At 62.1% G+C, this 21,637-nt stretch carries 21 protein-coding genes; 7 read left to right on the top strand and 14 right to left on the bottom strand.

The window, feature by feature from the left end:
* Positions 1-14: 14 nt before the first annotated feature.
* Both U5O12_RS02600 and U5O12_RS02595 read right to left on the bottom strand, forming a co-directional pair.
* Positions 15-284: a DUF1272 domain-containing protein gene (locus U5O12_RS02600; protein ID WP_322577131.1), complete on the bottom strand. Its 270-nt coding sequence runs from the start codon at positions 282-284 to the stop codon at positions 15-17.
* Between the two features lie 11 nt (positions 285-295).
* Positions 296-862 carry an isochorismatase family protein gene (locus U5O12_RS02595; protein WP_322577130.1) on the bottom strand — a complete coding sequence of 189 codons (567 nt, stop codon included), beginning with the start codon at positions 860-862 and terminating at the stop codon, positions 296-298.
* Positions 863-1,091: 229 nt separating this feature from the next.
* On the opposite strand from U5O12_RS02595, the gene U5O12_RS02590 reads away from it, so the two are divergent.
* Positions 1,092-2,771 (top strand): AMP-binding protein, encoded by a 1,680-nt coding sequence (locus U5O12_RS02590; RefSeq protein ID WP_322577129.1) that lies wholly within the window; start codon positions 1,092-1,094, stop codon positions 2,769-2,771.
* Between the two features lie 172 nt (positions 2,772-2,943).
* Positions 2,944-3,885 carry an RNA polymerase sigma factor RpoH gene (gene rpoH / locus U5O12_RS02585; RefSeq protein WP_322577128.1) on the top strand — a complete coding sequence of 314 codons (942 nt, stop codon included), beginning with the start codon at positions 2,944-2,946 and terminating at the stop codon, positions 3,883-3,885.
* 127 nt (positions 3,886-4,012) lie between these two features.
* On the opposite strand, the gene U5O12_RS02580 is transcribed toward rpoH, so the two are convergent.
* Positions 4,013-6,871 (bottom strand): ATP-binding protein, encoded by a 2,859-nt coding sequence (locus U5O12_RS02580; RefSeq protein WP_322577127.1) that lies wholly within the window; start codon positions 6,869-6,871, stop codon positions 4,013-4,015.
* A gap of 53 nt (positions 6,872-6,924) precedes the next feature.
* Between U5O12_RS02580 and U5O12_RS02575 the strand changes: the two genes are divergently transcribed.
* A complete protein-coding gene (locus U5O12_RS02575; protein WP_322577126.1) occupies positions 6,925-7,206 on the top strand; it encodes a type II toxin-antitoxin system RelE/ParE family toxin in 282 nt (93 codons plus the stop codon).
* 12 nt (positions 7,207-7,218) lie between these two features.
* Entirely contained in the window at positions 7,219-7,539 is a 321-nt protein-coding gene (locus U5O12_RS02570) for a HigA family addiction module antitoxin (RefSeq protein ID WP_322577125.1), read from the top strand.
* A gap of 295 nt (positions 7,540-7,834) precedes the next feature.
* Here U5O12_RS02570 and U5O12_RS02565 read toward each other — a convergent pair whose 3' ends face one another.
* The 5 genes from U5O12_RS02565 to U5O12_RS02545 all read right to left on the bottom strand — a co-directional run bounded on the left by U5O12_RS02565 (position 7,835) and on the right by U5O12_RS02545 (position 14,720).
* Positions 7,835-8,440, bottom strand: coding sequence for a hypothetical protein (locus tag U5O12_RS02565; protein WP_322577124.1), 606 nt, complete (start codon positions 8,438-8,440; stop codon positions 7,835-7,837).
* A gap of 1,364 nt (positions 8,441-9,804) precedes the next feature.
* Positions 9,805-10,089, bottom strand: a complete 285-nt coding sequence (locus tag U5O12_RS02560) for a hypothetical protein (protein WP_322577123.1) — start codon at positions 10,087-10,089, stop codon at positions 9,805-9,807.
* Positions 10,090-11,390: 1,301 nt separating this feature from the next.
* Complete coding sequence (locus U5O12_RS02555; protein ID WP_322577122.1) at positions 11,391-12,068, bottom strand: hypothetical protein; 678 nt, start codon at positions 12,066-12,068, stop codon at positions 11,391-11,393.
* 143 nt (positions 12,069-12,211) lie between these two features.
* The gene (locus U5O12_RS02550) at positions 12,212-13,612 is read right to left on the bottom strand and encodes a helicase-related protein (RefSeq protein ID WP_322577351.1); all 1,401 of its coding nucleotides are present in this window, start codon (positions 13,610-13,612) and stop codon (positions 12,212-12,214) included.
* Between the two features lie 106 nt (positions 13,613-13,718).
* Positions 13,719-14,720 carry a DEAD/DEAH box helicase gene (locus U5O12_RS02545; protein ID WP_322577121.1) on the bottom strand — a complete coding sequence of 334 codons (1,002 nt, stop codon included), beginning with the start codon at positions 14,718-14,720 and terminating at the stop codon, positions 13,719-13,721.
* Positions 14,721-14,799: 79 nt separating this feature from the next.
* Between U5O12_RS02545 and U5O12_RS02540 the strand changes: the two genes are divergently transcribed.
* On the top strand, positions 14,800-15,192 hold the full coding sequence (locus tag U5O12_RS02540; protein ID WP_322577120.1) for an XRE family transcriptional regulator: 393 nt from the start codon (positions 14,800-14,802) through the stop codon (positions 15,190-15,192).
* Between the two features lie 105 nt (positions 15,193-15,297).
* Positions 15,298-16,287 carry a tripartite tricarboxylate transporter substrate binding protein gene (locus U5O12_RS02535; RefSeq protein WP_322577119.1) on the top strand — a complete coding sequence of 330 codons (990 nt, stop codon included), beginning with the start codon at positions 15,298-15,300 and terminating at the stop codon, positions 16,285-16,287.
* Between the two features lie 81 nt (positions 16,288-16,368).
* On the opposite strand, the gene U5O12_RS02530 is transcribed toward U5O12_RS02535, so the two are convergent.
* The 5 genes from U5O12_RS02530 to U5O12_RS02510 are packed head-to-tail and all read right to left on the bottom strand — an operon-like array spanning position 16,369 to position 20,435.
* Positions 16,369-16,980 carry an SCO family protein gene (locus tag U5O12_RS02530; protein ID WP_322577118.1) on the bottom strand — a complete coding sequence of 204 codons (612 nt, stop codon included), beginning with the start codon at positions 16,978-16,980 and terminating at the stop codon, positions 16,369-16,371.
* An 8-nt stretch (positions 16,981-16,988) separates the two neighbouring features.
* On the bottom strand, positions 16,989-17,885 hold the full coding sequence (cyoE, locus tag U5O12_RS02525; RefSeq protein ID WP_322577117.1) for a heme o synthase: 897 nt from the start codon (positions 17,883-17,885) through the stop codon (positions 16,989-16,991).
* Entirely contained in the window at positions 17,882-19,000 is a 1,119-nt protein-coding gene (locus U5O12_RS02520) for a COX15/CtaA family protein (RefSeq protein ID WP_322577116.1), read from the bottom strand. The genes cyoE and U5O12_RS02520 overlap by 4 nt, the downstream gene beginning before the upstream one ends.
* Positions 19,001-19,021: 21 nt before the next feature.
* Complete coding sequence (locus U5O12_RS02515) at positions 19,022-19,711, bottom strand: hypothetical protein (protein ID WP_322577115.1); 690 nt, start codon at positions 19,709-19,711, stop codon at positions 19,022-19,024.
* Positions 19,689-20,435 carry an SURF1 family protein gene (locus U5O12_RS02510; RefSeq protein ID WP_322577114.1) on the bottom strand — a complete coding sequence of 249 codons (747 nt, stop codon included), beginning with the start codon at positions 20,433-20,435 and terminating at the stop codon, positions 19,689-19,691. The genes U5O12_RS02515 and U5O12_RS02510 overlap by 23 nt, the downstream gene beginning before the upstream one ends.
* Positions 20,436-20,450: 15 nt before the next feature.
* Between U5O12_RS02510 and U5O12_RS02505 the strand changes: the two genes are divergently transcribed.
* Positions 20,451-20,672, top strand: coding sequence for a twin transmembrane helix small protein (locus U5O12_RS02505; RefSeq protein ID WP_322577113.1), 222 nt, complete (start codon positions 20,451-20,453; stop codon positions 20,670-20,672).
* Between the two features lie 81 nt (positions 20,673-20,753).
* On the opposite strand, the gene U5O12_RS02500 is transcribed toward U5O12_RS02505, so the two are convergent.
* Positions 20,754-21,635 (bottom strand): cytochrome c oxidase subunit 3, encoded by an 882-nt coding sequence (locus U5O12_RS02500; RefSeq protein WP_322577112.1) that lies wholly within the window; start codon positions 21,633-21,635, stop codon positions 20,754-20,756.
* Between the last annotated feature and the right edge of the window lie 2 nt (positions 21,636-21,637).

Below are 21,637 nucleotides of genomic sequence, written 5' to 3'. Positions count from 1 at the left end.
GGGCAAGCCGGTACTCATGCAGTCACTGCAGCAGGCTGGGGTGGTGTCGCGCAGCCCTGGGGCTTGAAGATGCGTTCGGTGGAAGGTGGGTTGTTGGCCAGTTTTCCCGCAGGCCGCACCGGACGGCGCACCAGCTCACCACCGCAGTTGGGGCACACGCCATGCAGGCGCGTGTCGGCACAGTCCACACAAAAAGTGCATTCAAACGAACAGATGCGGGCGTTGGTGGCTGCGGGTGGCAGGTCCACATTGCAGCACTCACAGTTGGGGCGCAGTTGCAGCATGGGGCGTTCCTTTAGGCGGCCAGATCGGCCAGGCAGGTGTCTACATCGACGATGCGCGCAAAACGATCCGCCAATACCAACTCGGTGCGCGTGGTGATGTCTTCCGCGCTGAAGGTGCGGCCGCTGCCAGCGTGCGTCATGGGGAAGGTCAGCGTGGCTTCGGACACAAAGTCCACGTCGTAGCCCAAGTCCGAACCCACACGCGCCGTGGTTTCGCAGCACTGTTCGGTACGGATGCCGCTGATGATGAGCTTGGTAATGCCCTGGCGGCGTAGCCACAGGTCCAGCCCGGTGTCGGTAAACGCGTTGTGCGTGTGTTTGTCAAAACGCACCGCCGGGTCACCCGGCAACCAAGTCAAAGGCTTGACAAACCCAGACTCTGGCAGGAATGGCCCCGCACGCCCCACGTGGTAAATGTGGACCACTGGCACGCCCGCCGCACGGGCGCCTGCGTCCAGCTTCAACAAGGCTCGCTGAAACGGTGCGTGGATGCCTTCTGGCCAAAAAGACATCTGGGCAAAGGACTCCTGCACATCAATGACGATGAGCGCAGCTTTGGGGGACAAGGGCTTGGGCATGGTGTTCTCGGTGCGGTGAAAGATGGCCTCATGCTAACGGAGCACCCCACCCGCCGTAAGCACTGGCACAGACCACAAGAGGACAAAAAATGCCAAGTTTTGCAGCAGGAAAACCTAGGGTAAATACTGTAAAGCCGCGTTTTTGCAGGGAAATAGTCGCTCAAAGCGCTCTACTGCTGCCAAATCACCAGACAATGCCGCAAGTATTTTTAAAACAGGAGACAAATCCATGGCCCAAGCCAAACTCATCCTCGACTACGTTTACGACCACGAAACCCGGCTGGCCGATCAGGTCTACCTGACCCAACCGATTGGCGGCGGCCAGGTCAAGGACTACACCTGGCGCCAGGTGATGGACGAGTCGCGCCGCATGGCCGCGCACCTGAAGGCGCAGAACCTGGCGCCGGGCGCGCGCGTGGCCATCCTGTCCAAAAACTGCGCCCACTTCATCATGGCAGAGCTGGCCATCTGGCTGGCGGGTGGCACCACTGTGGCCATCTTCCCTACCGAAACGGCCGACACCGTGCGCTACGTGCTGGAGCACAGCGAGGCCAGCCTGCTGTTTGTGGGCAAGCTCGACACCTTTGACCAGCAACTGCCCGGCATTCCAGACTCCCTGCCCCGCATTGCTTTCCCCTTGGCACCCAAAAACAGCTACGAGAGTTGGGACGCCGTAGTGGCCCGCACCCAGCCCCTGCAAGGCAAGGTGGCCCGTGGCGCCCAAGACATTGGCATCCTGATGTACACCTCCGGCTCCACCGGACAGCCCAAGGGCGTGATGCACAGCTTTGAGCGCATCACCGCAGCGGCCGAGGGCATCAGCCACGACACCAAGTCGCGCATTGGGGCGGACGTGAAAAACCGCATGTTGTCTTACCTGCCGCTGGCGCACGTGTTCGAGCGCGCCTGGGTCGAGAGTGCATCGCTGGTCGATGGCCACACCCACCTGTTCTTCGCCGAGTCGCTGGACACCTTTGTGCAAGACCTGAACCGCGCGAAGCCGGTGACCTTTATCTCGGTACCGCGCCTCTGGCTCAAGTTCCAGCAAGGTGTATTTGCCAAGATGCCGCCCAAGAAGCTGGACCGCCTGCTGAGCATCCCTATCCTGGGGAAAATCGTCGGGCGCAAGGTGCTCAAGGGCCTGGGTCTGGACCACGCACTCTTGGCAGGCAGTGGTTCCGCCCCCATCCCGGCCGAGCTGATTGCCTGGTACCGCCGCCTCGGGCTCAACCTCATTGAGGGTTACGCCATGACGGAGGACTTTGCCTACTCGCACAACTCCACCGACAAGATCAACGCCCCAGGCTGCGTGGGCGTGCCTCTCAAGGGGGTGCAAGTGCGCATCAGCGAGGAAGGCGAAGTGCTGATCAAGTCGCCCGGCCAGTTTGTGGGCTATTACAAGCGACCAGACCTGGACGCCGAAGTCTTCACCGAAGACGGCTTCTTCCGCACCGGTGACAAGGGCGAGCGCCGCGCCGACGGCCTACTGCGCCTGACCGGCCGGGTGAAAGAGCTGTTCAAGACCTCCAAGGGCAAGTACGTAGCGCCCGCGCCCATCGAGAACCGCATCAACGCCTGCCCGCTGATCGAGCTGAGCATGGTGTCTGGCGTGGGCCAGCCTTCGGCCTACGCCATGGTCGTACTGGCCGAAACCGTGCGCCCCACGGTCAAGGACCCAGCCGTCAAAGCCCAGATCACCGCCGACCTGACCCAGTTACTCAAGGACGTGAACGCCGAACTGCCCGACTACGAGCGGCTGCAGATGCTGGTGATTGCGCCGGAGCCTTGGTCGATTGAGAACGGCTTCCTGACCCCCACCATGAAGATCCGCCGCAACCGCATCGAAGCGGCCGTGGAGCCCCAGCTGGACGGCTGGTACAGCGGCAAGGGCACGGTGCAGTGGGCCTAAAACCCAGTCCTGCATTGGCACAAGGGGCTTCGGCCCCTTTTTTTGCGCTCAAAACTGTGGGGGCCGGGGCTTTACACAACTTCATCCGACTCCTATTGGGGTCATTGAACTTCCCTTTAGCACTCAGGTCTACCGAGTGCTAATATAAAGACCGAACACAAGGAGGTTCTGAATGTCCACACTGCTTGCCATGCCCCAAACTGCCCTGGCCCCGGCCAATCCGTGGTCGCTGGTGCCGCCACTGGGGAATCTGGACGCCTATATTTCCGCCGCCAACCGCCTGCCCATGCTCACGCTGGAAGAAGAGCAGGAGTTTGCGCGCAAGTTCAAGAACGACAACGACCTTGAAGCTGCCGGTAAGTTAGTGCTCTCTCACTTGCGTCTGGTGGTATCCGTGTCGCGCCAATACTTGGGTTACGGCCTGCCCCACGGCGACCTGATCCAGGAAGGCAATGTGGGTCTGATGAAGGCCGTCAAACGCTTCGACCCGGACCAAGGCGTCCGCTTGGTGAGCTACGCGCTGCACTGGATCAAGGCCGAGATTCACGAGTACATCCTGAAGAACTGGCGCATGGTCAAGGTGGCCACCACCAAAGCCCAGCGCAAGCTGTTCTTCAACCTGCGCTCCATGAAGCAGCGCTTCAAGGGCGAAGATGCCGCTGCCGATCTGGACACCCACCGCGACACGCTGAACCCTGCGCAGGTGAACGCGATGGCGCGCGAGCTGAACGTGAAGCCCGAAGAAGTGCTGGAAATGGAAACCCGCCTGTCGGGTGGCGACGTGCTGCTGGACCCCACCCCGGGTGACGACGGCGAAGACGCCTTTGGCCCCATCGCCTACCTGACCGACACCAACCACGAGCCCGTGGCCATGATCGAGGCACGCCAACGCGATGTGCTGGCCACCGATGGCATTGCCACCGCGCTGAACAGCCTGGACGAACGCAGCCGCCGCATCGTGGAGGAGCGCTGGCTCAAGGTGAACGACGACAACAGCGGTGGCATGACCCTGCACGACCTGGCCGCCGAGTACGGCGTGAGCGCCGAGCGCATCCGCCAGATTGAAGTGGCGGCCATGAAAAAGATGAAGACGGCACTGGCCGCTTACGCGTAAGCCAGGCGCACATTGCGCAGCCCACACAAAGAAGCCCTGAACACTTCGATATTCAGGGTTTTTTGCTATTTATTTCATAGCTGCTTGCGCAATATCCACTAGGGCTAGAGACCCAATTGACCACTAATCAATCACCAGAGTCCTCAAACTCAGCGTTTTTGAAGCGCAACACCTTGCAGTTTTCCTTCACCGCACGCTGCACCGCATCGTCAAACCCAGTGGCTGTATCGGCTTGGATCTCGATCTTGATCCTTACTTTGTCGCCGAGTCTGGCGGTGAATTGCAACACCACCTCATCCACCACGTCTGCAAACTGCTTCTTCGCCTGAAACGGGTCGAGTTCGATGCTTGCGTAGAAGTGTTTTTTGGCGGAACGCGTCTGCACGCCAAGCGCCACTGGTTTCTCGCCCGGCCTGGGTTCGTGCATGCCCTGCGGCTGATCTCCGGTGCCGGTGGTAAGTGGCACTGTCGGGCTAAGTGGCGATGGTGCAGCCTCTTGCGCGGCACGCTGCGCCAGCGCCACGGATTGGGCATAGGCCTGCGCCGTAGTCGGCTCCACCAGCAACAAAGAAGCATCCAGCGTGAGCAAGCTGCGCGCGCCCAGGCTAAAGCCCAGGTAACGCACACCGTCCGGCCCCTCCTCTTTTCCCTGCGCAAAGCCAAAGAAGTCTTGACTCTCACCACCCGCCGTCAGCGTGCGCTGAAAGGCTTGGTCGTCCAAGATGCGCGGTAGGTACAACTGCTGGCAGGTCTGCTGCCACACATTCAGCGCGCTGACCTCTTTCACATCGTCTTTCCAGAACCAGTTCTTCAGCTCCTTGGCCAAGTGAATGGGTGCCCATTCGGAAATGAGCAACTCGTTTTCCTTCAGCACACGCTCAATCTCTTGCGACAAATTAGCCGCGCCGGGGTTCACCGCAAAGTGTTCCCACTGGATGTCGGACAAACCCGCGCCCGCACGTGTTTGCACCGGCGCCAGCAGCCACTTGTAGGTCTCGCGCACCATGCGACGCAGGGCCTCATTGGCGTCGTCCAAACTAGCACTGGCCTGCCGCGCCTGGTACTGGTCCAGGTTGAGCTTCATGTCCTTGATGTCGGCCACGATGGAATGCCACGCCAGCGCCGAGCGCACCTGGTCTTTCAGGCGGCTCACGCTGTCGTAGTCGGCCACTAAAAAGATCAGCCGGTTTTGCTTGAAGCGCGGCTGCTCACCCCGAGTCTTCAGCATCTGCTGCGCACGCTCAGTGGCCTGGCTTTGTCCGCTCTTGCTATAGGCCGCGTCGGGCGGCAGCACCACCAGGCGCAGTTGCCAGTCGTCTGGCACATCGCCGCTGCCGGTAAAGATGTGGGTGCCACCAAACACGCTGGAGGCAAACATGCGCTGCATACGCTCTCGGATGGCAGGAAAAACGTCCTCCTTGTCCTGAAAGCGGCGCTTGCGCTCTTCCATTTCACGGCGCAGATTAGGGCGTGTGTCAAACCAAAAGCGGTTGTTACCGCTGTTCAGGTAGTGCAGCCGGTCCCCCAGGCGGCGCAACGCGTCGCGGTAGATCGCCACCTGCTGGCCCGGCTGCGCCACGCCCAGCACGATGCGCTCCAGCTCAATGCCGCGCACCATCTGGTTGGCCGTGGTGGGGGCGCTGCCCAAAAAAATGGCCCGCGCCGCACGGCGACAGGCCTGCACCGCGCCGAGGCGCGTGTCGCGGCTTTCAATCTCGGTGGTCTCTGCACGTTCGCCATCCACATCGCGTTCCACCACCGGGTCCCAGCCAGGGGGCAGGTAGTAAATCAGGTCGTTGCGCGTCTCGGCATCGGCCAGTGGAAAGCTGCCGGGCATGATGAAGGGGTCTTTGTCGTTGTCCTTCCACAGCCGGTGAATCACCTTGGCCATCAGCTTGAGCACACCACGCGTGCGCTGAAAATTGTCCAGCGACGACCAGTCTTCATACAGCCGGTCAAACACCTCGGGGTGGATCGGGTAGGCGCGCAGCAGGCGGTCAAAGTAACGGCTCTCTTGCGTCTCGCGCGGCAGGTCGGCACTGTTGGCGGTGTAAAAGTCGGCAAACGCCCGGCACACTCGCTCGGCAGCCGCCGGGTCGTGGATGGACTTGAACAAGCGCCTGCGCACAATCTCAAACGCTTCTTCGGTGCCCACCGGCTTCCACAGCGCCTGAATGCGCCCAAAGTAATGCGCCAAAGAGGCCAACGCCTTTACGCCGCGCTGGCTGCCTGCCTCTTTGTCTGACTCGGGCAGCGAGGCCAGCAACACGGCTGTGGGCACGGCCTTCAGCGCCTCGGTCAGCGCCTGCACAAAACTCAGATTGGAGTCAAACGTGCCTCCGCTCAAGGCCTTGCCCTCTTCAAACTGGCGCACGTAGGCCACCAGCTCGTCAATCAAGATCACGCAGGGCGCGCAACGGGCCAGCAGCGCCTCCAGCACCGCCTTACCAGGCGAGGTGCCCGAGGCATCGGCATCCGCCACCAGCGCATACCCTTGTGCCCCGCCCAGCTGCCAAGCCAGGTCGCCCCACAGGGTGCGAATGGCTTGCCCGTCGCGCACCGTGGGCTGGTTGGGCGATGACTTGATGCCGTCCAGCACCGCAATCCGCGCGCGGGGCAGCTCCGTCACCCCCGCCTTGTCCAGAATGGCGGGCACGCCCTGCAGCTCGCTGGCCGGGGCCAGCCCCTGGGCCAGGTGGTACACCGCCAGCATGGTGTGCGTCTTACCGCCACCAAACGCCGTTTGCAACTGAATCACCGGGTCACCGCCCTTGCCCGACAAGCGCTTCACCACCGAGTCAAGCAAAAGACCCATGCCTTCGGTAATAAAGGTGCGCTGGAAGAACAGCGCCGGGTTCTGGTACTCGGCCGTGGCCGTGCCCTCATGCACACGCGACAGGTCGGCCGCAAACTCGGCTTGCTGGAACGTGCCCTTGAGCACATCTTCATGCGGTTCGGCGACTTCGCGCCAGGGTTTGAGAGTCATGGTCTTATCCTGTTATTACCAACGAATAAACAATTTGTTTACAATGAGGCCAAATGATCAAAAGCTTTGCCAGCTCCGAGACCGAACGCCTGTTTGCTACGGCCAAGTCGCGCCGACTGCCGCCAGAGATCCTCAAACGTGCCGTCATGCGTCTGAACCAACTGAATGCCACGGTGGAAGTCGATGACCTGCGCATGCCGCCGTCCAACCGGCTGGAAGCCTTGACCGGTAACCTGGCAGGCACCTGGAGCATCCGCATCAACGACCGCTGGCGTGTGTGTTTTCGGTTCGAGGGCGGCAATGCCTTTGACGTTGAAATCGTGGACTACCACTAAGGAGTGATTGAAATGACTGCACGAGCCCCCCAGAACACCCCCGTCAACGGCTTGCCCGCCATTCACCCCGGCGAGTACCTGCGTGAAATCCTGGACGACATGGCACTGACCCAGGCGGCGCTGGCCGAAGCGCTGGGCGTATCGGCCATGCGCGTGTCGCATGTGCTCAAGGGCGATCGCCCCGTCACTGCCGAGCTGGCCCTGCGGTTGGGGCGCGCCTTTGGTCAAAGCCCGCAATATTGGCTGAATTTGCAGGCCGACTACGACCTGAAAATTGCCAAGGCCACGTTCAAAGACAGCTTGGGGCATATCAGGGAATTGGCTGCGGCTTAAGCCCCTGCCGCGCGCTTGCATCAACGGAGGTGTAAACATGGAGCAGACCAATTTGAAAATTGGTGGATTGGACACTTCGCCCACGGCTTCGGCGCGCTTAAAGTTCCGAGCCAAGGTGCGGCGCGCCGCCGAAGGCAACCCCGATCTGCCGCCCTCTTTCGTTGCCGCAAGCCTCAAGAGCTTGGCCGAGCCACGGGAAGACAGCGTGCCCTTTGTGCCACGGGGCCGAACCGGTTCCCCGCAGACTGAACCTCCTACCGGGATTTGAAACGCTGACATAGGAACGCTTCTTCCCTCACAAATCAAAACTGCCCTGCGAGCCCACCAGACCTGCGCTGGCAGCTTCTGATTCAATAGCACCCCACGCCGTCACCAGCTCGTTGTACGCCCGAGCATCCTCAGCCCAGCCTTTGCGTTCGCACAGGGTATAGAGGCGGTAGGCCAGGGAGCGCATGGGCTCGGCGCAGCTGGGCATGCGGGCCAGCAGGGCACCGGCTGCCGTTTCGCCGTCTTGGTTCAAGGCGCGGATGAGTTGGTGCAGGGCTTCCCAAATGGGTGTGGCGCCCCTGCTCTTGTCTTGTGTTTGTGCATCCACCTCAGGTGCCCAGTCGCGCGGCATGTCGGCCCAGCGCAGCAGGCGCAAGGTGCCTGCGCTGCTTTCCGCCACGCCGGATTCGACCAGGCCCCCCACGCTGGTGCCCTTGGCGCGGGCCAGCACGTCGGCGTCGCCAAACTTGGCGGTGGCCCAACCCTGCTGGTCAAACCAGGCCAGGCAAAACTGGGTTTCGTGGTCGAAGTCGTCTTCGGCAAAAAAGCGGTTGATGAGCTGCAGCGCCGTGCGCACGCGCATGGGTGTGCCGTCGGCCTCCAGCACGGCGGCGTACTGGCTGAAGATGGCCATGCCGGGGCCGATGAGGCCGACAAATCGACCGGCGCCACCGGCGACACGGCACCGCCGGTCATATCCGCGCCGCCACGCGTCATGTCCAGCAGCGCATCGGGCAGCGCGGCATTGAGTTCGCGGATGAACTCGCGGCGGCTCACCGTGGGCGCATCGGCGGCGCGCTGGCGGCAGACGAGGACGATGCTGGAGGCCAGGGCGTTGGTGCCCGAGCCAATCATGCGGTCGCCCAACTCGGTGCGCATGGGCCAAGTGCCGGTGAGCGCAAAACCTGCGCCAACACCGCTCCAAAACCCCACCCGTGCGTGGGTGCCGCCATCGTCCTGCGTGTCGCTCTAAAGGCGTAGTAGATGGTGACCGGAAAGGCCGCGTGCGCTTTTCTGCCAGGTTGGCATGCCTGCGTCATGCCGTCCGGAAAAAGTCGGCCTCGGTTTTGCCACCTGCGGTAGGGCGTGGCCACCAACTCTTCTGCCCTGGGCACGGCGACGGGGCGTACAGGCCGGGGAAGATGGGCCGAGGCTTTTGCGCAGCCAGACGTAAAAATCCGATAGGTCGGCGTAGCCATGTTGTCGTAGTACGGAGGGTCGGGGAGACGACTTGGCGGCGCTATGGTTTGGGCTTGGGCGTCGGATTCAACGACCCGGCCACCAACCTCGCAGGAAACATTCAATGGCCCTAAAATCCACAACCAACTATCCAACATAGCCTCCCAAAACCCCACCAGAATGCCACTACCCCTGATCAACGCCAATCAATACTCCAATATCATACTTGGCCACAAACCCAAATACCTACTCCTCCCATAACATACCCCACTCCACCCACATCCACCCCCCCACTCGCCATAGGCGCCAGCTGCCGAGCGGCATGGCCTCGGGCACCAACAGAAGGTGGTAGGCGACATTGGCGGGGGTAGGTCGCCGAACTTGCTCTCCTGCTAGGTCTAATCTCCGGGTTGTCGGGCAAGCCATATCCGGCGTCCACGCCGATAGCGCTAGGCAATAGCGACTGTCCTCGGTGGGGGACAAAGAAATCCGCCCCTCGCGCCTTCGGCCACGACGGCCATGGGCGCTGGCCCATCGCCCGGCCTTACCCTCCGCGCGATGTGGTTGCAGTCACGGCGCACCCGAAAGAGACCATGAGGCGGCGCGCCCCCGCCTGGTGCCACCTTTCGCACTCTCTGCGGCGGCCCTGCGCACCTCAAAGCGGTACCTGTCCCCTCCACCACCGGCTCACATAGGCCTCCTTGCCCGCCTGCTCGACAAAATGAAGGGCTGGCCAGCGGCACGCCCTGGCTGAAGGCCGGGTTGGGGCTCTTGACCGTGCGCGCCCACAGCCAGGCAATGACGGTGAGCTCGCCCACCTCACACCCCCAGACCGGTGTTGGCCGGTGTTTCGTGCCTTGTCGAAGCCCCCGCATCCCAGCCATCAGAGAACCGTGATCTGCGGATACAGGTGGCCGATGCGTTCCCGGCCTCAGCCCGCATCCACGCGCCGTAGCGGCGCCCGTCTTCGGCCAGGCCCTGCGCACCGGTCCAGGTTTTGCTGAACATCTCCTGGCTGGCCTTGCCCCCATCGGCGCAGGCCCCGAGCGCGCCCGGCAAACCGGGCGGTATCTCGATCATGGCCTTGTTGATCAGCACCGCCACCGGGTTCAGGTCGCTGGCGTAGCTCTCCAGCCCCAGCCGCTGCGCCTCCAGCGGCAGCGCGCCACCGCCGGCAAAGGGACCGTGGAAGGCAGGCAGCTGTCGGGGTCGAACAGCTCGGCGGCCCGCGGGTGCGCTTGTTTAGCTCGCGGTCTCGACCCACTCGGCGGATTTCGGCCGGGCGCGCTCCGCACTTCTTCGTTGTTGGTGTTCTCCCACAGCACCAGGTCCTCGATGATCTTGAACAGGCGCTCCCGCTCCACGCGGCTTTCTCCTTCTTCACGCCTAGCGAGACCCACCGCCCTGCTGGCCGGGGTCTCCACCATCTGCGCAAAATGACGGCCCGCGCCGCCGCCCACGCCGCGCCCACCACAGGGCAAGCGCGGGTGGCCTGCGATGGACTTTCACGCGCGCAGGCGGCGTTGATGGCATCCAGCGGCAGGGCCACCTCATGAGTCTTGGGGGTTTATGGGTAACATTCTCGTCTCATGCCCCACTGCCCCCATTGGCCGCAACCCTCGACGACCCACTCGCCGTATCAGTCATTCACCAACCCATCTCAACGCTACGGCGCCCGACAGGCGCACAGGCCGCACGACGACGAGACCGTCGCAAACCACATTGCGGGCAGCCCCCTCAATCTTTCCAGACACCCTCGCTCTAAATGCTTGGTTGAACACCGCCACATGCACACCTTCGCCTTCGCCCCCTCGGCTCGCCTCGCACATTTCCACCTCTCCGCGGCCCACAACTTCGCAGCAATTTTACGTCCAATCCCCGACCCCCAACCCAACCCATCCTTGCGCCCAGCCTTTCTGCTCACCTTACGCCTACTTGCACCGACTCACTCTTCATCGCCGCCCTTCAATTTCTACGGAACACTGCCCACCCCACACCACAATGACCAGACGGCACTCCGATGGCCGGCCCTTCTTACCATCCACACCGCAAAGGCCTTTTGCGGGGGCCAAAACCGACCACCACGCGATCCTCGCCCAATATCTCGAATCCGCCCTGCCTCCATCGTACCACACAATCGCCCACACTGCCGGCCCTCTCGGCTGACAACAAGCGCCAGCCCCACCCTCTTTAGCCACCACAGCCACAAAAGAACACCGAAACGGCTATCAAATTCGCTACCACTTAGAAAAAACCACCAACAAAATTCTTTCTCACACCCCTCCCCTCACACACCCACTATCTGTCACCGCCCATCCGCCTTCCTCTCCACTAAGCCTTCGCACTGTCGCCATCCACCAACAGCAAAATTTTCCTTCTGGTTCAAACCTAAGATTCGTTCTTCGTCACGTGATGGTGCTGGCACCCTTGCCGGCCCTTACTTCATGTGCGAACTCGGTAGCGCCGTCCCGCCCGGGCTGCTGGTCCGTCCCAGCCGCATTTCTGGCGGACCGTCGGCACGCTGTGGCCCGGGCGCGCTCGGCGTTCATCGCGTGCATGGCGGCCCATTCGATGCGGCTGCGGGCTTCGGCGCCGCAGACCAAGGCGTGGCCCATCCGTCCCTTTGCGCTCGCCAACAGCCAGCGGGATGACCAGCGCACCACCGCCACCACCGGTGCTAACCACGTGGCGCTGGGCCAGCAGTCGCGTTCGCGCGATGCGCGGCGGGCGGAGGTCGTCGATGGTGCGGCGCCGTTGTCCACGAGGCGCACGCTTTCCAGCGGCGATGTCGTCCTGAATTTATGTAACGGCAGACCAGAATTATTTCCGTACCAGGCGCTCGTGTACGGCGGCCGGGTTTTGTCGACGTGCTTTTCGCGGCGGATGCGCACTTCGTCTGCCGGGCACCAGGTGGTGGAGGCGTGGGCCAGGGCACTCGCTCCAGCCGTGCCGTTGCCCGCAAGCCAGGGGCGGCCAGCACATCGGCCAGCAGGGCCAGGTCGGCCGCTGATCGGCTCCAGGCCCGGTGGGGGCCCAGCCTGCCGGTGGCCTCGCCCTCCGGGGCAATGCCACAAACTGCACACGGCGGGAGACCATGGGGGGACGCACCCTCTTCACCGCGTGGTCGATCATGAACAGCAGCCGGGCACGGTGCCCGCATCGGCCGGGTCTACCAGCACCGCGCCTTGTTTGAGCTTGCTGCGGTGGTGCTCCAGCACCAGGTCGGTCACCGATTGCATGAGCGGGTGGCCGGGGTGCAGCAGGCTGGCCATGGGCGCGCCCACCCGGTCGGTCGGCGCCGGGTTTCTCGAAACACACACGTTCGTACCGGCGCACACGCGGTCTGCGTTGCGCGGTCGCGCCCGGTGATTTGCCGGTCGCGTTCGCGGATGGGCGCGGGCACGTGGGTGATTTCGTAGCGACCGGGCTCGCGTGGGCGCAGTTCGCCGCCCAGTTGCTGCAATGCCTGGTTGAAGAAGGCGCGAACGAAGTAGGGCTGGAGCTTGCGGGCCTCGGCTCTCTCCATTTCTTCTTTGACGGCAAACAGGCGCTCGGTGCTCATCACCTCTTCACACAGCGCGTTGCGCTGGAGAATGCTTTGCAGGTGCGCGGTGTCCAGCGCGCCTTCGATGCGTTGCACCATGCGGGCGCGCACCTCGGGGTCTTCGCCGTAGCGGATGGCTTCGATCAGCAGGTCTTTGAGGCTTTTGTTCTCAAACACCTCACCCAAAATGTCGAACACGCGCCCACCCAAGGCAGCGCGCTCCACCTCCAACTTGTCAAACAGGCGCTGGAAGACATCGCCCTCGCGCGTCTCGGCGGCCACCATGTTCCACAGGTGGCACACCTCGGTCTGGCCAATGCGGTGGATGCGGCCAAAGCGCTGCTCCAGGCGGTTGGGGTTCCAGGGCAGGTCGTAATTGACCATGAGGTGGGCGTTCTGCAGATTCACGCCCTCGCCAGCCGCATCGGTGGCCAGCAACACGCGCGTGGCCGGGTCGTTGCGAAACAGCTCTTGCACCTTGCGGCGGTCTTCGCGCTTGATGCCGCCATGGATCATGACCACGGCATCTTCCGCACCAATAAGACCGCGAATTTTGATCGCCAGGTAGTTCAGCGTGTCGCGGTGCTCGGTAAAGATGATGAGCTTGCGTTGCAGGCCACTACTGTCCCGCAATGCAGAGGATTGCAGCAGGCTGGAGAGCTCGTCCCACTTCCGGTCCTGGCCAGAGTGGACGAGTTGGCGGGCTTGTTCTTCCAGCGCCTCCAGGCTGTAGATTTCGGCCTGCAGTTCGGCAATGGTTTGCGCGGCGGTGGCCTGGTCGACCACGGTTTCTTCAAACTGCTCGTAGTCGTCGGGCGAGAGGGCGTCGTCGGACTCCCATATGTCTTCGGGCGCGCCGCTGATGTGCAGGGATGGGGCTGCCAACGCACCTTGAATGTGTCCTTGTGCGTGCCCACGCTGCTGGAGTTTTTCGTCTTCCACCCGGCGCTTGAGCTTGAGGTGGCGGCGTTGCAGTGACCGGTAAATGGCCTCGGGGCTGGAGGCCAGGCGGCGCTGCAGCGTGGTCAGGGCAAAGCCCACCGTGCCTTTGCGCTGGCCGTCCAACTGGTCGGCGCGGTTCATTTCCTGCTTCACATAGTCGGTGACGGCGGCGTACAGCGCAGCCTCAGCATCCGACAACTGGTAGTTGGCGGTAATGGCGCGCCGGTCGGGGAAGAGTTTGCTGCCGTCAAAGCGCAGCATGTCTTCCTTGACGGTGCGGCGCATCAAGTCGGTCACGTCTACTTTGTGGGCACCATCGCGGAATTTGCCGTAGAAGCGGTCGGAGTCCAGCAGAGACATGAAGAGCTGAAAGTCTTCTTCCTTGCCGTTGTGCGGCGTGGCCGTCATCAGCAAAAAGTGGCGGGTGAGGCTGCCCAGCAGCTCCCCCCAGCAGGAAGCGTTTGGTCTTGTTGACCTTGTTGCCAAAGTAGTTGGCCGAGAGCTTGTGGGCTTCGTCCACCACGATCAAATCCCAACGGGTTTGGCGCAGCTTGTCTTGCAGGTCTTCGTTGCGGGAGAGCTGGTCGATGCGGGCGACCATCAGGTCGGTGTCGTCAAACGGGTTGCCGGAGCGGGAGACCTCCATCTGCTCGCGGCTGAACAGGGTGAAGTGCAGGCCAAACTTTTCAGACATTTCGTCCTGCCATTGCTCCACCAAGCTGCCTGGCGCGACGATGAGCACGCGCTGGGCGTCGGCCCGCATCAGCAATTCGCGAATCAGCAGGCCCGCCATGATTGTTTTGCCCGCGCCGGGGTCATCGGCCAGCACATAGCGCAAGGGCTGGCGCGGGAGCATGGATTCGTACACCGCGGTAATCTGGTGCGGCAGCGGCTCCACGTTGGAGGTGTGCACTGCCATCATGGGGTCGAACAGGTGCGCCAGATGGATGCGCCAGGCCTCGGCCGCTAGTTTGAAATCGGCGCCCGGCGCGTCGAACGCCCAGGGGCGGCCCGCTTCAGCCAGCGAGAGCGTGGCTTCGTCGGCGCGGAACAGCATGCGCTCGTGGAGCTGCCCGTCGGCGGTTTTGTAGTAGACGGTGAGCGCGTTGTCACCCACCGGCTCGGTGGTGACGATGCGCACCACCTGGCCGGGCTCAATACCTGCAATAGCTGCGTTTTTTTGGATGTTTTCCAGCGTGAGCATGGCGGCAGCGTTGACTCCTCCGTCTGGCTGGTCAGAACAAGTCAACGTAATCAATAGTTACGTTTAAAACGTGACTATAACGTTCTGTGCCGGGCAGTAAGACCACGCCAGATAGCGTAACCCCATGCAAGAAGCACGGAAATTGTTTGCGGATCGGTTACGTGATGCGATGAAGGCAGCGGGATATGAACCAAAGCCCGCCGTGTTGGAGCGCGAGTTCAATACGCGTTACTGGGGCAAACCCATGACACTGCATGGCGTGCGGCGCTGGCTGCGCGGCGAGACCATCCCAACACACGACAAATTGCTGGTGCTGGCGGAGTGGTTGGCGGTGTCACCGCAACAACTGGGCTTTGGCGATGAGATTTACCGCAAGGTAGAGCAGCGCAGGGCGCGCTGGGACAGTGGCGTGGGCTACCAAGATCAAGATATTTTCGAGGCCTTTCTCAAGTTGCCTGTCCCTCAGCGCAAACTCATTCGCGAAGTGATTCTGACATTTTCCAAAGTCCACCAGTAGCGACTCTGTTGCTGTCACTGCGATGTATCGGTAACTGCGCATGCGCGACAATGCCCCTGCTGGCCCCGCCCGCGGGGGCATTTTTTATTCTGGAGACATACCATCATGCAACGCCGCGCGCTCACCCTTGCTACACTTTCGATAGCTGCTTGCGCACTGTCTACGGGGGCTATGGCCCAAAAAGCATCAAAAACCGAGGCTTGGCCCAGCAAACCGCTGCGCATCATCGTGGGCTTTCCCGGCGGATCCTCGCCCGACCTGACGGCGCGGGCCTTTGCCGAGCCGCTGTCCAAAGCCCTGGGCCAGCCGGTGATTGTGGAAAACAAGGTGGGCGCGGCCGGCAATATTGCCGCGGACGCAGTGGCCAAGGCCACGGACAACCACACCATCGGTCTGATGATCAACGGCAATATGACGATTGCCAAGCTGCTCAACCCCAAGCTGAGCTACGACCCGCTCAAGGACCTGCAGCCGCTGAGCCTGCTGGGTGTGTCGCCCCTGGTGCTGACGGCGCCGGCCAACGCCCCGGGCAACAACGCCGCCGAGTTTTTGCAGGCCGCACGTGCAGCGGGTGACCGCTGGAACTACGGCACACCCGGCATGGGCACGGTAGGCCACCTGGGCATGGAGCTGCTCAAGTCACAAGCCAAGATTGCCCCGGTGCATGTGCCCTACCCCGGCTACCCGCAGGTGGCCACCGCCATGATTGCCGGTGACCTGCACCTGAGCCTGCTGCCCCCGGCGCTGGCAAACGCACAAATCAAGGCCGGCAAGCTCAAGGCAATTGGTGTAACAGCCAGCGTGCGCAGCCCGCTGGCTCCCGAGATTCCCAGCCTGTCCGAAGCCGGGGTGAAGAACTTCAACCTGGAGATCTGGAACGCCGTGGCCGCGCCCAACAGCCTGCCGCCGGCGGCAGCGGCCAAGCTGGCCACACTGCTCAGCGAGATTGCGCGCAGCCCCGAAATGCGCCAAAAGATGTTTCAACAGGGCTGGACGGTGGTGGGCACTACGGCGGAGGGCCTGCGCCTGCGCGTGCAGTCCGACACCGCGTTGCTGGCTGGCATCATCGCCAGCCAGGGCATCAAGATCGACTGAAGCGCGCGCCGAACGCTATCAAAATGGGAGCTGCTCGCGCATACTCCACGGTCTCTAGAGGCCTTTTTGATCTAAATCTGCTCAGGAGCTGCTTTTGAGCAGCTGGGCGATGTCGGAGGCCAGCACCTTGGCACCACTGCCGTAGCGCGTGAACAGGCGCAGATTGCCTTGCGGGTCGTAGATGTAGCTGCCAGCGGAATGGTCCATGGTGTAGCTGGTGGGGGTCTTGCCCCCCACCTTTTTGTAATAGACCTTGTAGTCCTTGGCCAATGCGGCCAACTTTTCAGGTGTGGTGCTCAGCGCCAGAAAAGTGGGGTCGAAGTTGCCCATGTAGGCTTTCAGCACCTCGGGGGTATCGCGCTCGGGGTCTACGGTGACAAACAGGCCTTGCAGGCGGTCGCCGTCTTTGCCCAGCAGTTGCTTGACCTCAGCCAGCTCGGCCATGGAGGTCGGGCACACATCGGGGCACTGGGTGAAACCAAAGAACATCACCACCACCTTGCCCTTGAAGTCGGTCAGGTGGCGCACCTGGCCGTTGTGGTCGGTCAGCTCAAAGTCCTTGGCGTAGTTGGCACCGGTCACGTCCACCGAGGCGAACGAGGGCTTCTGCTCAGAACATGCCGTCAAAACGGCCATAGCCCCCATGGCCATTGCGCCAATAGCTATGGATTTAAGAGCAAAACGTTTGTTCATGGCAGGTCTCACAGAAGGTAGTGGTCCACCAGCAGTGCGGCAAACAGCACGCTAAGGTGGATGAGGGAGAAGCGGAAAGTGGCGCGGGCGAGGTCGTCCGAATAGTTGCGCAGCAGGCGCACGGCGTACCAGCAGAACCCAGCGCTCAAACCCAGTGCCACCACGAGGTAAAGCCAGGAACTCATGCCATAAACGAAGGGGAATACGCAGGCCGCTGCCAGGATGATGGTGTAGAGCAGGATTTGCAGGCGCGTGAACTCGCTGCCATGGGTGACCGGCAGCATGGGCAGGCCAGACTTGCGGTAGTCCTCCACCCGGTACAGGGCCAGCGCCCAGAAATGCGGAGGCGTCCACAAGAAGATGATGAGGAACAGGATCAGCGCTTCGGGGCCCACATCGCCGGTCATGGCAGCCCAGCCCAGCACTGGCGGCATGGCGCCAGAGGCACCGCCGATGACGATGTTCTGGGGTGTCAGCGGTTTGAGAATCACGGTGTAGATGACGGCGTAACCCACAAAGGTGGCAAAGGTGAGCCACATGGTGAGCGGGTTGACCCAGACATAGAGAATGACCGAACCCGCGCTGCACAGCAGGGCCGAGAAGATGAGGGTCTGCACATCGCTGAGCTCCCCACGCGCGGTGGGGCGCCAGGCGGTGCGCTTCATCTTGGCATCAATGCCTTTTTCCACAATGCAATTGAACGCGGCGGCCGCACCAGCCACCAGGTAGATGCCGACGCAGGCAATCGCGGCCAGGCCAATTTGCGGGAAGGTGGGCAAACCGGGTACGGCCAGCACCATGCCGATGAGGGCACAGAAGACGATCAGCTGAATCACCCGGGGTTTGGTCAGCGCATGAAATTGGCGCAGCACCGAGGGCGCAGCCATGGAAGCGTTCGCAGTCATTCTTTTTTTCCGTTCAAGGAGGGCTGGGCTGTCAGGGCCAAGATCCACACCAGGGTCACCAACAAAGCCCCAGCGCCCCCCGTGTGCAAGACGGCCGCCAGCAGCGGCCAGTCCAGCACCACATTGCTCAAGCCCGTAACCACCTGCAAGAGCAACAAAGCCCCTAGCCAGCGAGCAGGTTGGCGCAAGGCGGCAAGACCGCGCAAGCGCCAAGCCAGACTGGCCAACACCACCACGGTGAGCGCCGCCAACAGGCGGTGGGTAAAGTGAATCGCGGTCAGCACCTGGAAGCTGATGTGCTCACCGTCATGGCCCACGCCCAGCGGACGCCAGAGTTCCAGCGCACCGCCAAAGTCCATGGCGGGCCACCAGCTGCCTTGGCACATGGGGAATTCGGTACAGGCGAGTACGGCGTAATTGGTGCTGACCCAAGCGCCCGATGCGGCTTGCAACACCAGCATGGCCAAGGCACCCACCGCCCAAGGCTTGACCCAGGACGGCACCACCGCTGCCATGCCAGCATTGCGTACCACCTGCACCGTCAACAGCGCCAGCAGCAGATAGGCGCCCAGCAAGTGCAGGCTCACGATGGCCGGAAACAGCTTCATGGTCACCGTGAGTGCGCCAAACGCCCCCTGCACACACACCCATACCAGGGTGAAGGTGGGCAACCAAGGGCCCAGTCCGGATTGTTTCAAGTAGGTTTTGCGACCCAGCCAGGCCGACACCGCCAGCACCAGAATCAATCCGCCCACGCCCGTAGCCAGGTAACGGTGCACCATCTCCATCCAAGCCTTGCCGTGGGTCACCGGGCCGGTGGGCATGGCCGCTTGCGCCGTGGCAATCGCCTCTTTGGCCCCCAAGGGGCTGGCACTGCCGTAACAACCGGGCCAGTCGGGGCAACCAAGGCCACTGTCGGTGAGACGCGTGAAGGCACCGAACAGCACCAGGTCAAAGGTCAGGAACAGGGTCACCACGGTGAGCGCCTGGTAACGCCCCATGGGGCTGGTACGCCGGTGGCGCAGCAGCACCCAGAGCAGGGGCACAGCAGTGAGCACTCCGCCCACCAGAAGCAGGCGCAGCACCGGAGACAAGTCGTACAAGGCAGTCTGCATGGTGTGAAGCGGAACCTGGCGTTAGCGGCCAGCCTTGTCCCAGAAAGCGGCGGCACGCATCAGACGATCCAGATCACGCTTGGCCTTGAGTGCGCCCTCGGGATCTAGCTTGGGTGGAAACCGCATCATCAGGTTGCCAATCGGGTCTACCACGTACAGGTGGTCCGGCAATGCCGAGCCCTCTTGGGCCACCAGCCAGGCCGACAGGTCGGCTTGCGGCACGCGGATAACCGTGGCGTCCTTGAGCGCGGGCAACAAGGCCTCCGCCACCGGCTGTGTGTCGTTGATGAGCCAGACCCAGTCCAGGCGGTCTTTTTCTTTGCCCAGGCCCTCGCGCAGCTGGCGTTGCAGGTATAGGCGCTGCCCACATTCGGCGTCGCAGTCAGCTCCCGCCACACTCACGAACAACCACTGGCCCTTCAGACTGCGCAAATTCACAGGCTTGCCATCCAGCGTGGTGCCCACCACATCTGGCAGCGGGCGCTGCGGGTCCACCAGGGTGCCAAAGTTGCGCCGCCCTTCGGGCCGCACCACGTAGTAGGTGAAGTAGGAGGCAATCACCGGCGCGGCACACACCAACATCACCATTAACATCTTCCAGCGTCCGACACGGGTGCGTGCACCGGCACTGGCCAAGCCCTGGTCTGGCACTGGCATGGAATGCACGGTCAAGCCCAGGGGGAGGTCATCATTCGGGTTCGCGCGCGACATGGGGATCCTTGGAAACAAATAAAACGGGGCGGAGCTGAAACCATGCGTACAACACCACGATCAGGGCTGCCAGTGCAAACCACTGCGCCGCATAACCGTAGTGCTTGTCTACGCCCACATTGATTTCAGGCCACTCTCGCAGCAGGCCTTCGCTGGCAGCACCGGTCTGCACCACGCTCAGGTCTTGTAAAAGCGGCAGGCCCGTTTCCTGTTGGAATTGGGCCAGGTCGAGATTCTGCCGGATTGCGCCCGAGGCCGAGGGACCGGGTTCGTAAAGCTTGGACGGGGGCGGGGCCATCCGCCCTTCCACCACCACCAAATCATGGGCAGTTTGGACCGCAGGCAGCGCTGTGCGATTTTCAAAATTACGGGGCGCCCAGCCGCGCTGCACCAGAACTACCGCCGGGCTGTCGGCCAGTTGCAGCGGTGTGAGCACAAAGAATCCCACGCGACCTTGCATCTGCCGGTTGTCCAGATAGACCGTGCGCTCGGCCAGCCAACGGCCCTGCAAGCGCACCGTGCGGTGCACCAACACGTCCCGCTGGGTTGCCTGGAGGATGTCACTGGCCGCCAAGACCGATTTTCCGCCCTGGGCCTGAATGGATTGGGCCAGCGCCTCTTTCTGCGCCGCACGGTCCAGTTGCCAGCGCCCCAAAGACACGGCCAAGGCCACGGCCGCAACGGCGGCAATTCCCACCACCACACGACGAAGGTTTGCTCTCACGACATAATCCTTGGCATGAGCATTCTTGTCGCTATTGCATTCCTCGCCATATTGGCCAGCCTGGGCGCCGCCCTGTTCTTCATGCTGCGCGGCGGACAGACGCAAAGCAACAAATCACGCGGCATGGCCCGGGCACTGGCCTTGCGCGTGGGATTTTCTATTTTGCTGTTTGTGTGCATCTTGTTGGCTTGGAAGCTGGGCTACATCCACCCCACGGGCATTCCGCAAGGCAGCTGAACGACAGCACAGTCGTAAAAGACAAACCGCTCCATTAAAAAAGGCACCGCAAGCGGTGCCTTTTTTGTGCGGTGATAGCGATTACAGCCAGTACACCAGCACGTACAAACCCAACCACACCACGTCCACGAAGTGCCAATACCAAGCCGCGCCTTCGAAACCGAAGTGACGCTCCGACGTGAAGTGGCCTTTTTGCAGGCGCAAGGTGATGAACAACAGCATCAACATACCAACCAACACGTGGAAGCCGTGGAAACCGGTCAACATGTAGAAAGTGGAGCCAAACACGCCCGAGCTGAGCTTGAGGTTGTAGGCGGTGTACGCGTGGTAATACTCGTAGCCCTGCACGAACAGGAAGGTCACACCCAACAACACGGTGGCCCACATGAAGGCAATGGTTTTGCTGCGATTACCGTCCACCAGCGCATGGTGGGCAATTGTCAATGTGACACCAGAGGTCAACAGCAGGGCGGTGTTGATGGTGGGCAACCAGAAAGGGCCCATGGTGGTGAAAGGCTCCACAATGCCGCCAGGCGAAGCCGTCACCCCGGCAGCCAAACTGGGCCATACGGCTTTGAAGTCAGGCCAGAGCAAGGCATTTTCCAGGCTTCCCAAGGCTGGCACCGAGTGCGAGCGGGCCCACCACAACGCGGTGAAAAACGCGCCAAAGAACATGACTTCCGAGAAGATGAACCAGCTCATGCTCCAACGGTAGGAGATGTCGATCTTGCGACCATACTGACCGCCTTCGCTCTCGGCAATCGCGTCGCTGAACCATTGGTACAACACGGCCAGCCACCAGACCATGCCCAGTGCCAAGGAATATTTACCCCAGTCAGCGCCGTTGATCCACTGGCCAGCACCCAAAATCACAAAAAACAGTCCAGCCGCAGCCATAACCGGGTGGCGTGAAGGGCCGGGTACAAAGTAGTACGGCGTTCCACCATGTGTTGTTGAACTCATTT

The sequence above is a fragment of the Rhodoferax sp. genome, assembly GCF_034519335.1.
Lineage (GTDB): Bacteria > Pseudomonadota > Gammaproteobacteria > Burkholderiales > Burkholderiaceae_C > Allorhodoferax.
The sequence above is the reverse complement of the archived record's forward strand: the minus strand, read 5'-3'. Positions and strand labels throughout refer to the sequence as shown.

Bases quoted from the DNA above. Each gene is read 5' to 3' on its own strand.
- U5O12_RS02590 (WP_322577129.1), top strand. From the start codon at position 1,092: ATGGCCCAAGCCAAACTCATCCTCGACTACGTTTACGACCACGAAACC.
- cyoE (WP_322577117.1), bottom strand. From the start codon at position 17,885: ATGACTGCGAACGCTTCCATGGCTGCGCCCTCGGTGCTGCGCCAATTT.
- rpoH (WP_322577128.1), top strand. From the start codon at position 2,944: ATGTCCACACTGCTTGCCATGCCCCAAACTGCCCTGGCCCCGGCCAAT.
- U5O12_RS02500 (WP_322577112.1), bottom strand. From the start codon at position 21,635: ATGAGTTCAACAACACATGGTGGAACGCCGTACTACTTTGTACCCGGC.
- U5O12_RS02505 (WP_322577113.1), top strand. From the start codon at position 20,451: ATGAGCATTCTTGTCGCTATTGCATTCCTCGCCATATTGGCCAGCCTG.
- U5O12_RS02565 (WP_322577124.1), bottom strand. From the start codon at position 8,440: ATGGCCATCTTCAGCCAGTACGCCGCCGTGCTGGAGGCCGACGGCACA.
- U5O12_RS02540 (WP_322577120.1), top strand. From the start codon at position 14,800: ATGCAAGAAGCACGGAAATTGTTTGCGGATCGGTTACGTGATGCGATG.
- U5O12_RS02595 (WP_322577130.1), bottom strand. From the start codon at position 862: ATGCCCAAGCCCTTGTCCCCCAAAGCTGCGCTCATCGTCATTGATGTG.
- U5O12_RS02515 (WP_322577115.1), bottom strand. From the start codon at position 19,711: ATGTCGCGCGCGAACCCGAATGATGACCTCCCCCTGGGCTTGACCGTG.
- U5O12_RS02535 (WP_322577119.1), top strand. From the start codon at position 15,298: ATGCAACGCCGCGCGCTCACCCTTGCTACACTTTCGATAGCTGCTTGC.
- U5O12_RS02570 (WP_322577125.1), top strand. From the start codon at position 7,219: ATGACTGCACGAGCCCCCCAGAACACCCCCGTCAACGGCTTGCCCGCC.
- U5O12_RS02530 (WP_322577118.1), bottom strand. From the start codon at position 16,980: ATGAACAAACGTTTTGCTCTTAAATCCATAGCTATTGGCGCAATGGCC.
- U5O12_RS02600 (WP_322577131.1), bottom strand. From the start codon at position 284: ATGCTGCAACTGCGCCCCAACTGTGAGTGCTGCAATGTGGACCTGCCA.
- U5O12_RS02575 (WP_322577126.1), top strand. From the start codon at position 6,925: ATGATCAAAAGCTTTGCCAGCTCCGAGACCGAACGCCTGTTTGCTACG.
- U5O12_RS02520 (WP_322577116.1), bottom strand. From the start codon at position 19,000: ATGCAGACTGCCTTGTACGACTTGTCTCCGGTGCTGCGCCTGCTTCTG.
- U5O12_RS02550 (WP_322577351.1), bottom strand. From the start codon at position 13,612: ATGAACCGCGCCGACCAGTTGGACGGCCAGCGCAAAGGCACGGTGGGC.
- U5O12_RS02580 (WP_322577127.1), bottom strand. From the start codon at position 6,871: ATGACTCTCAAACCCTGGCGCGAAGTCGCCGAACCGCATGAAGATGTG.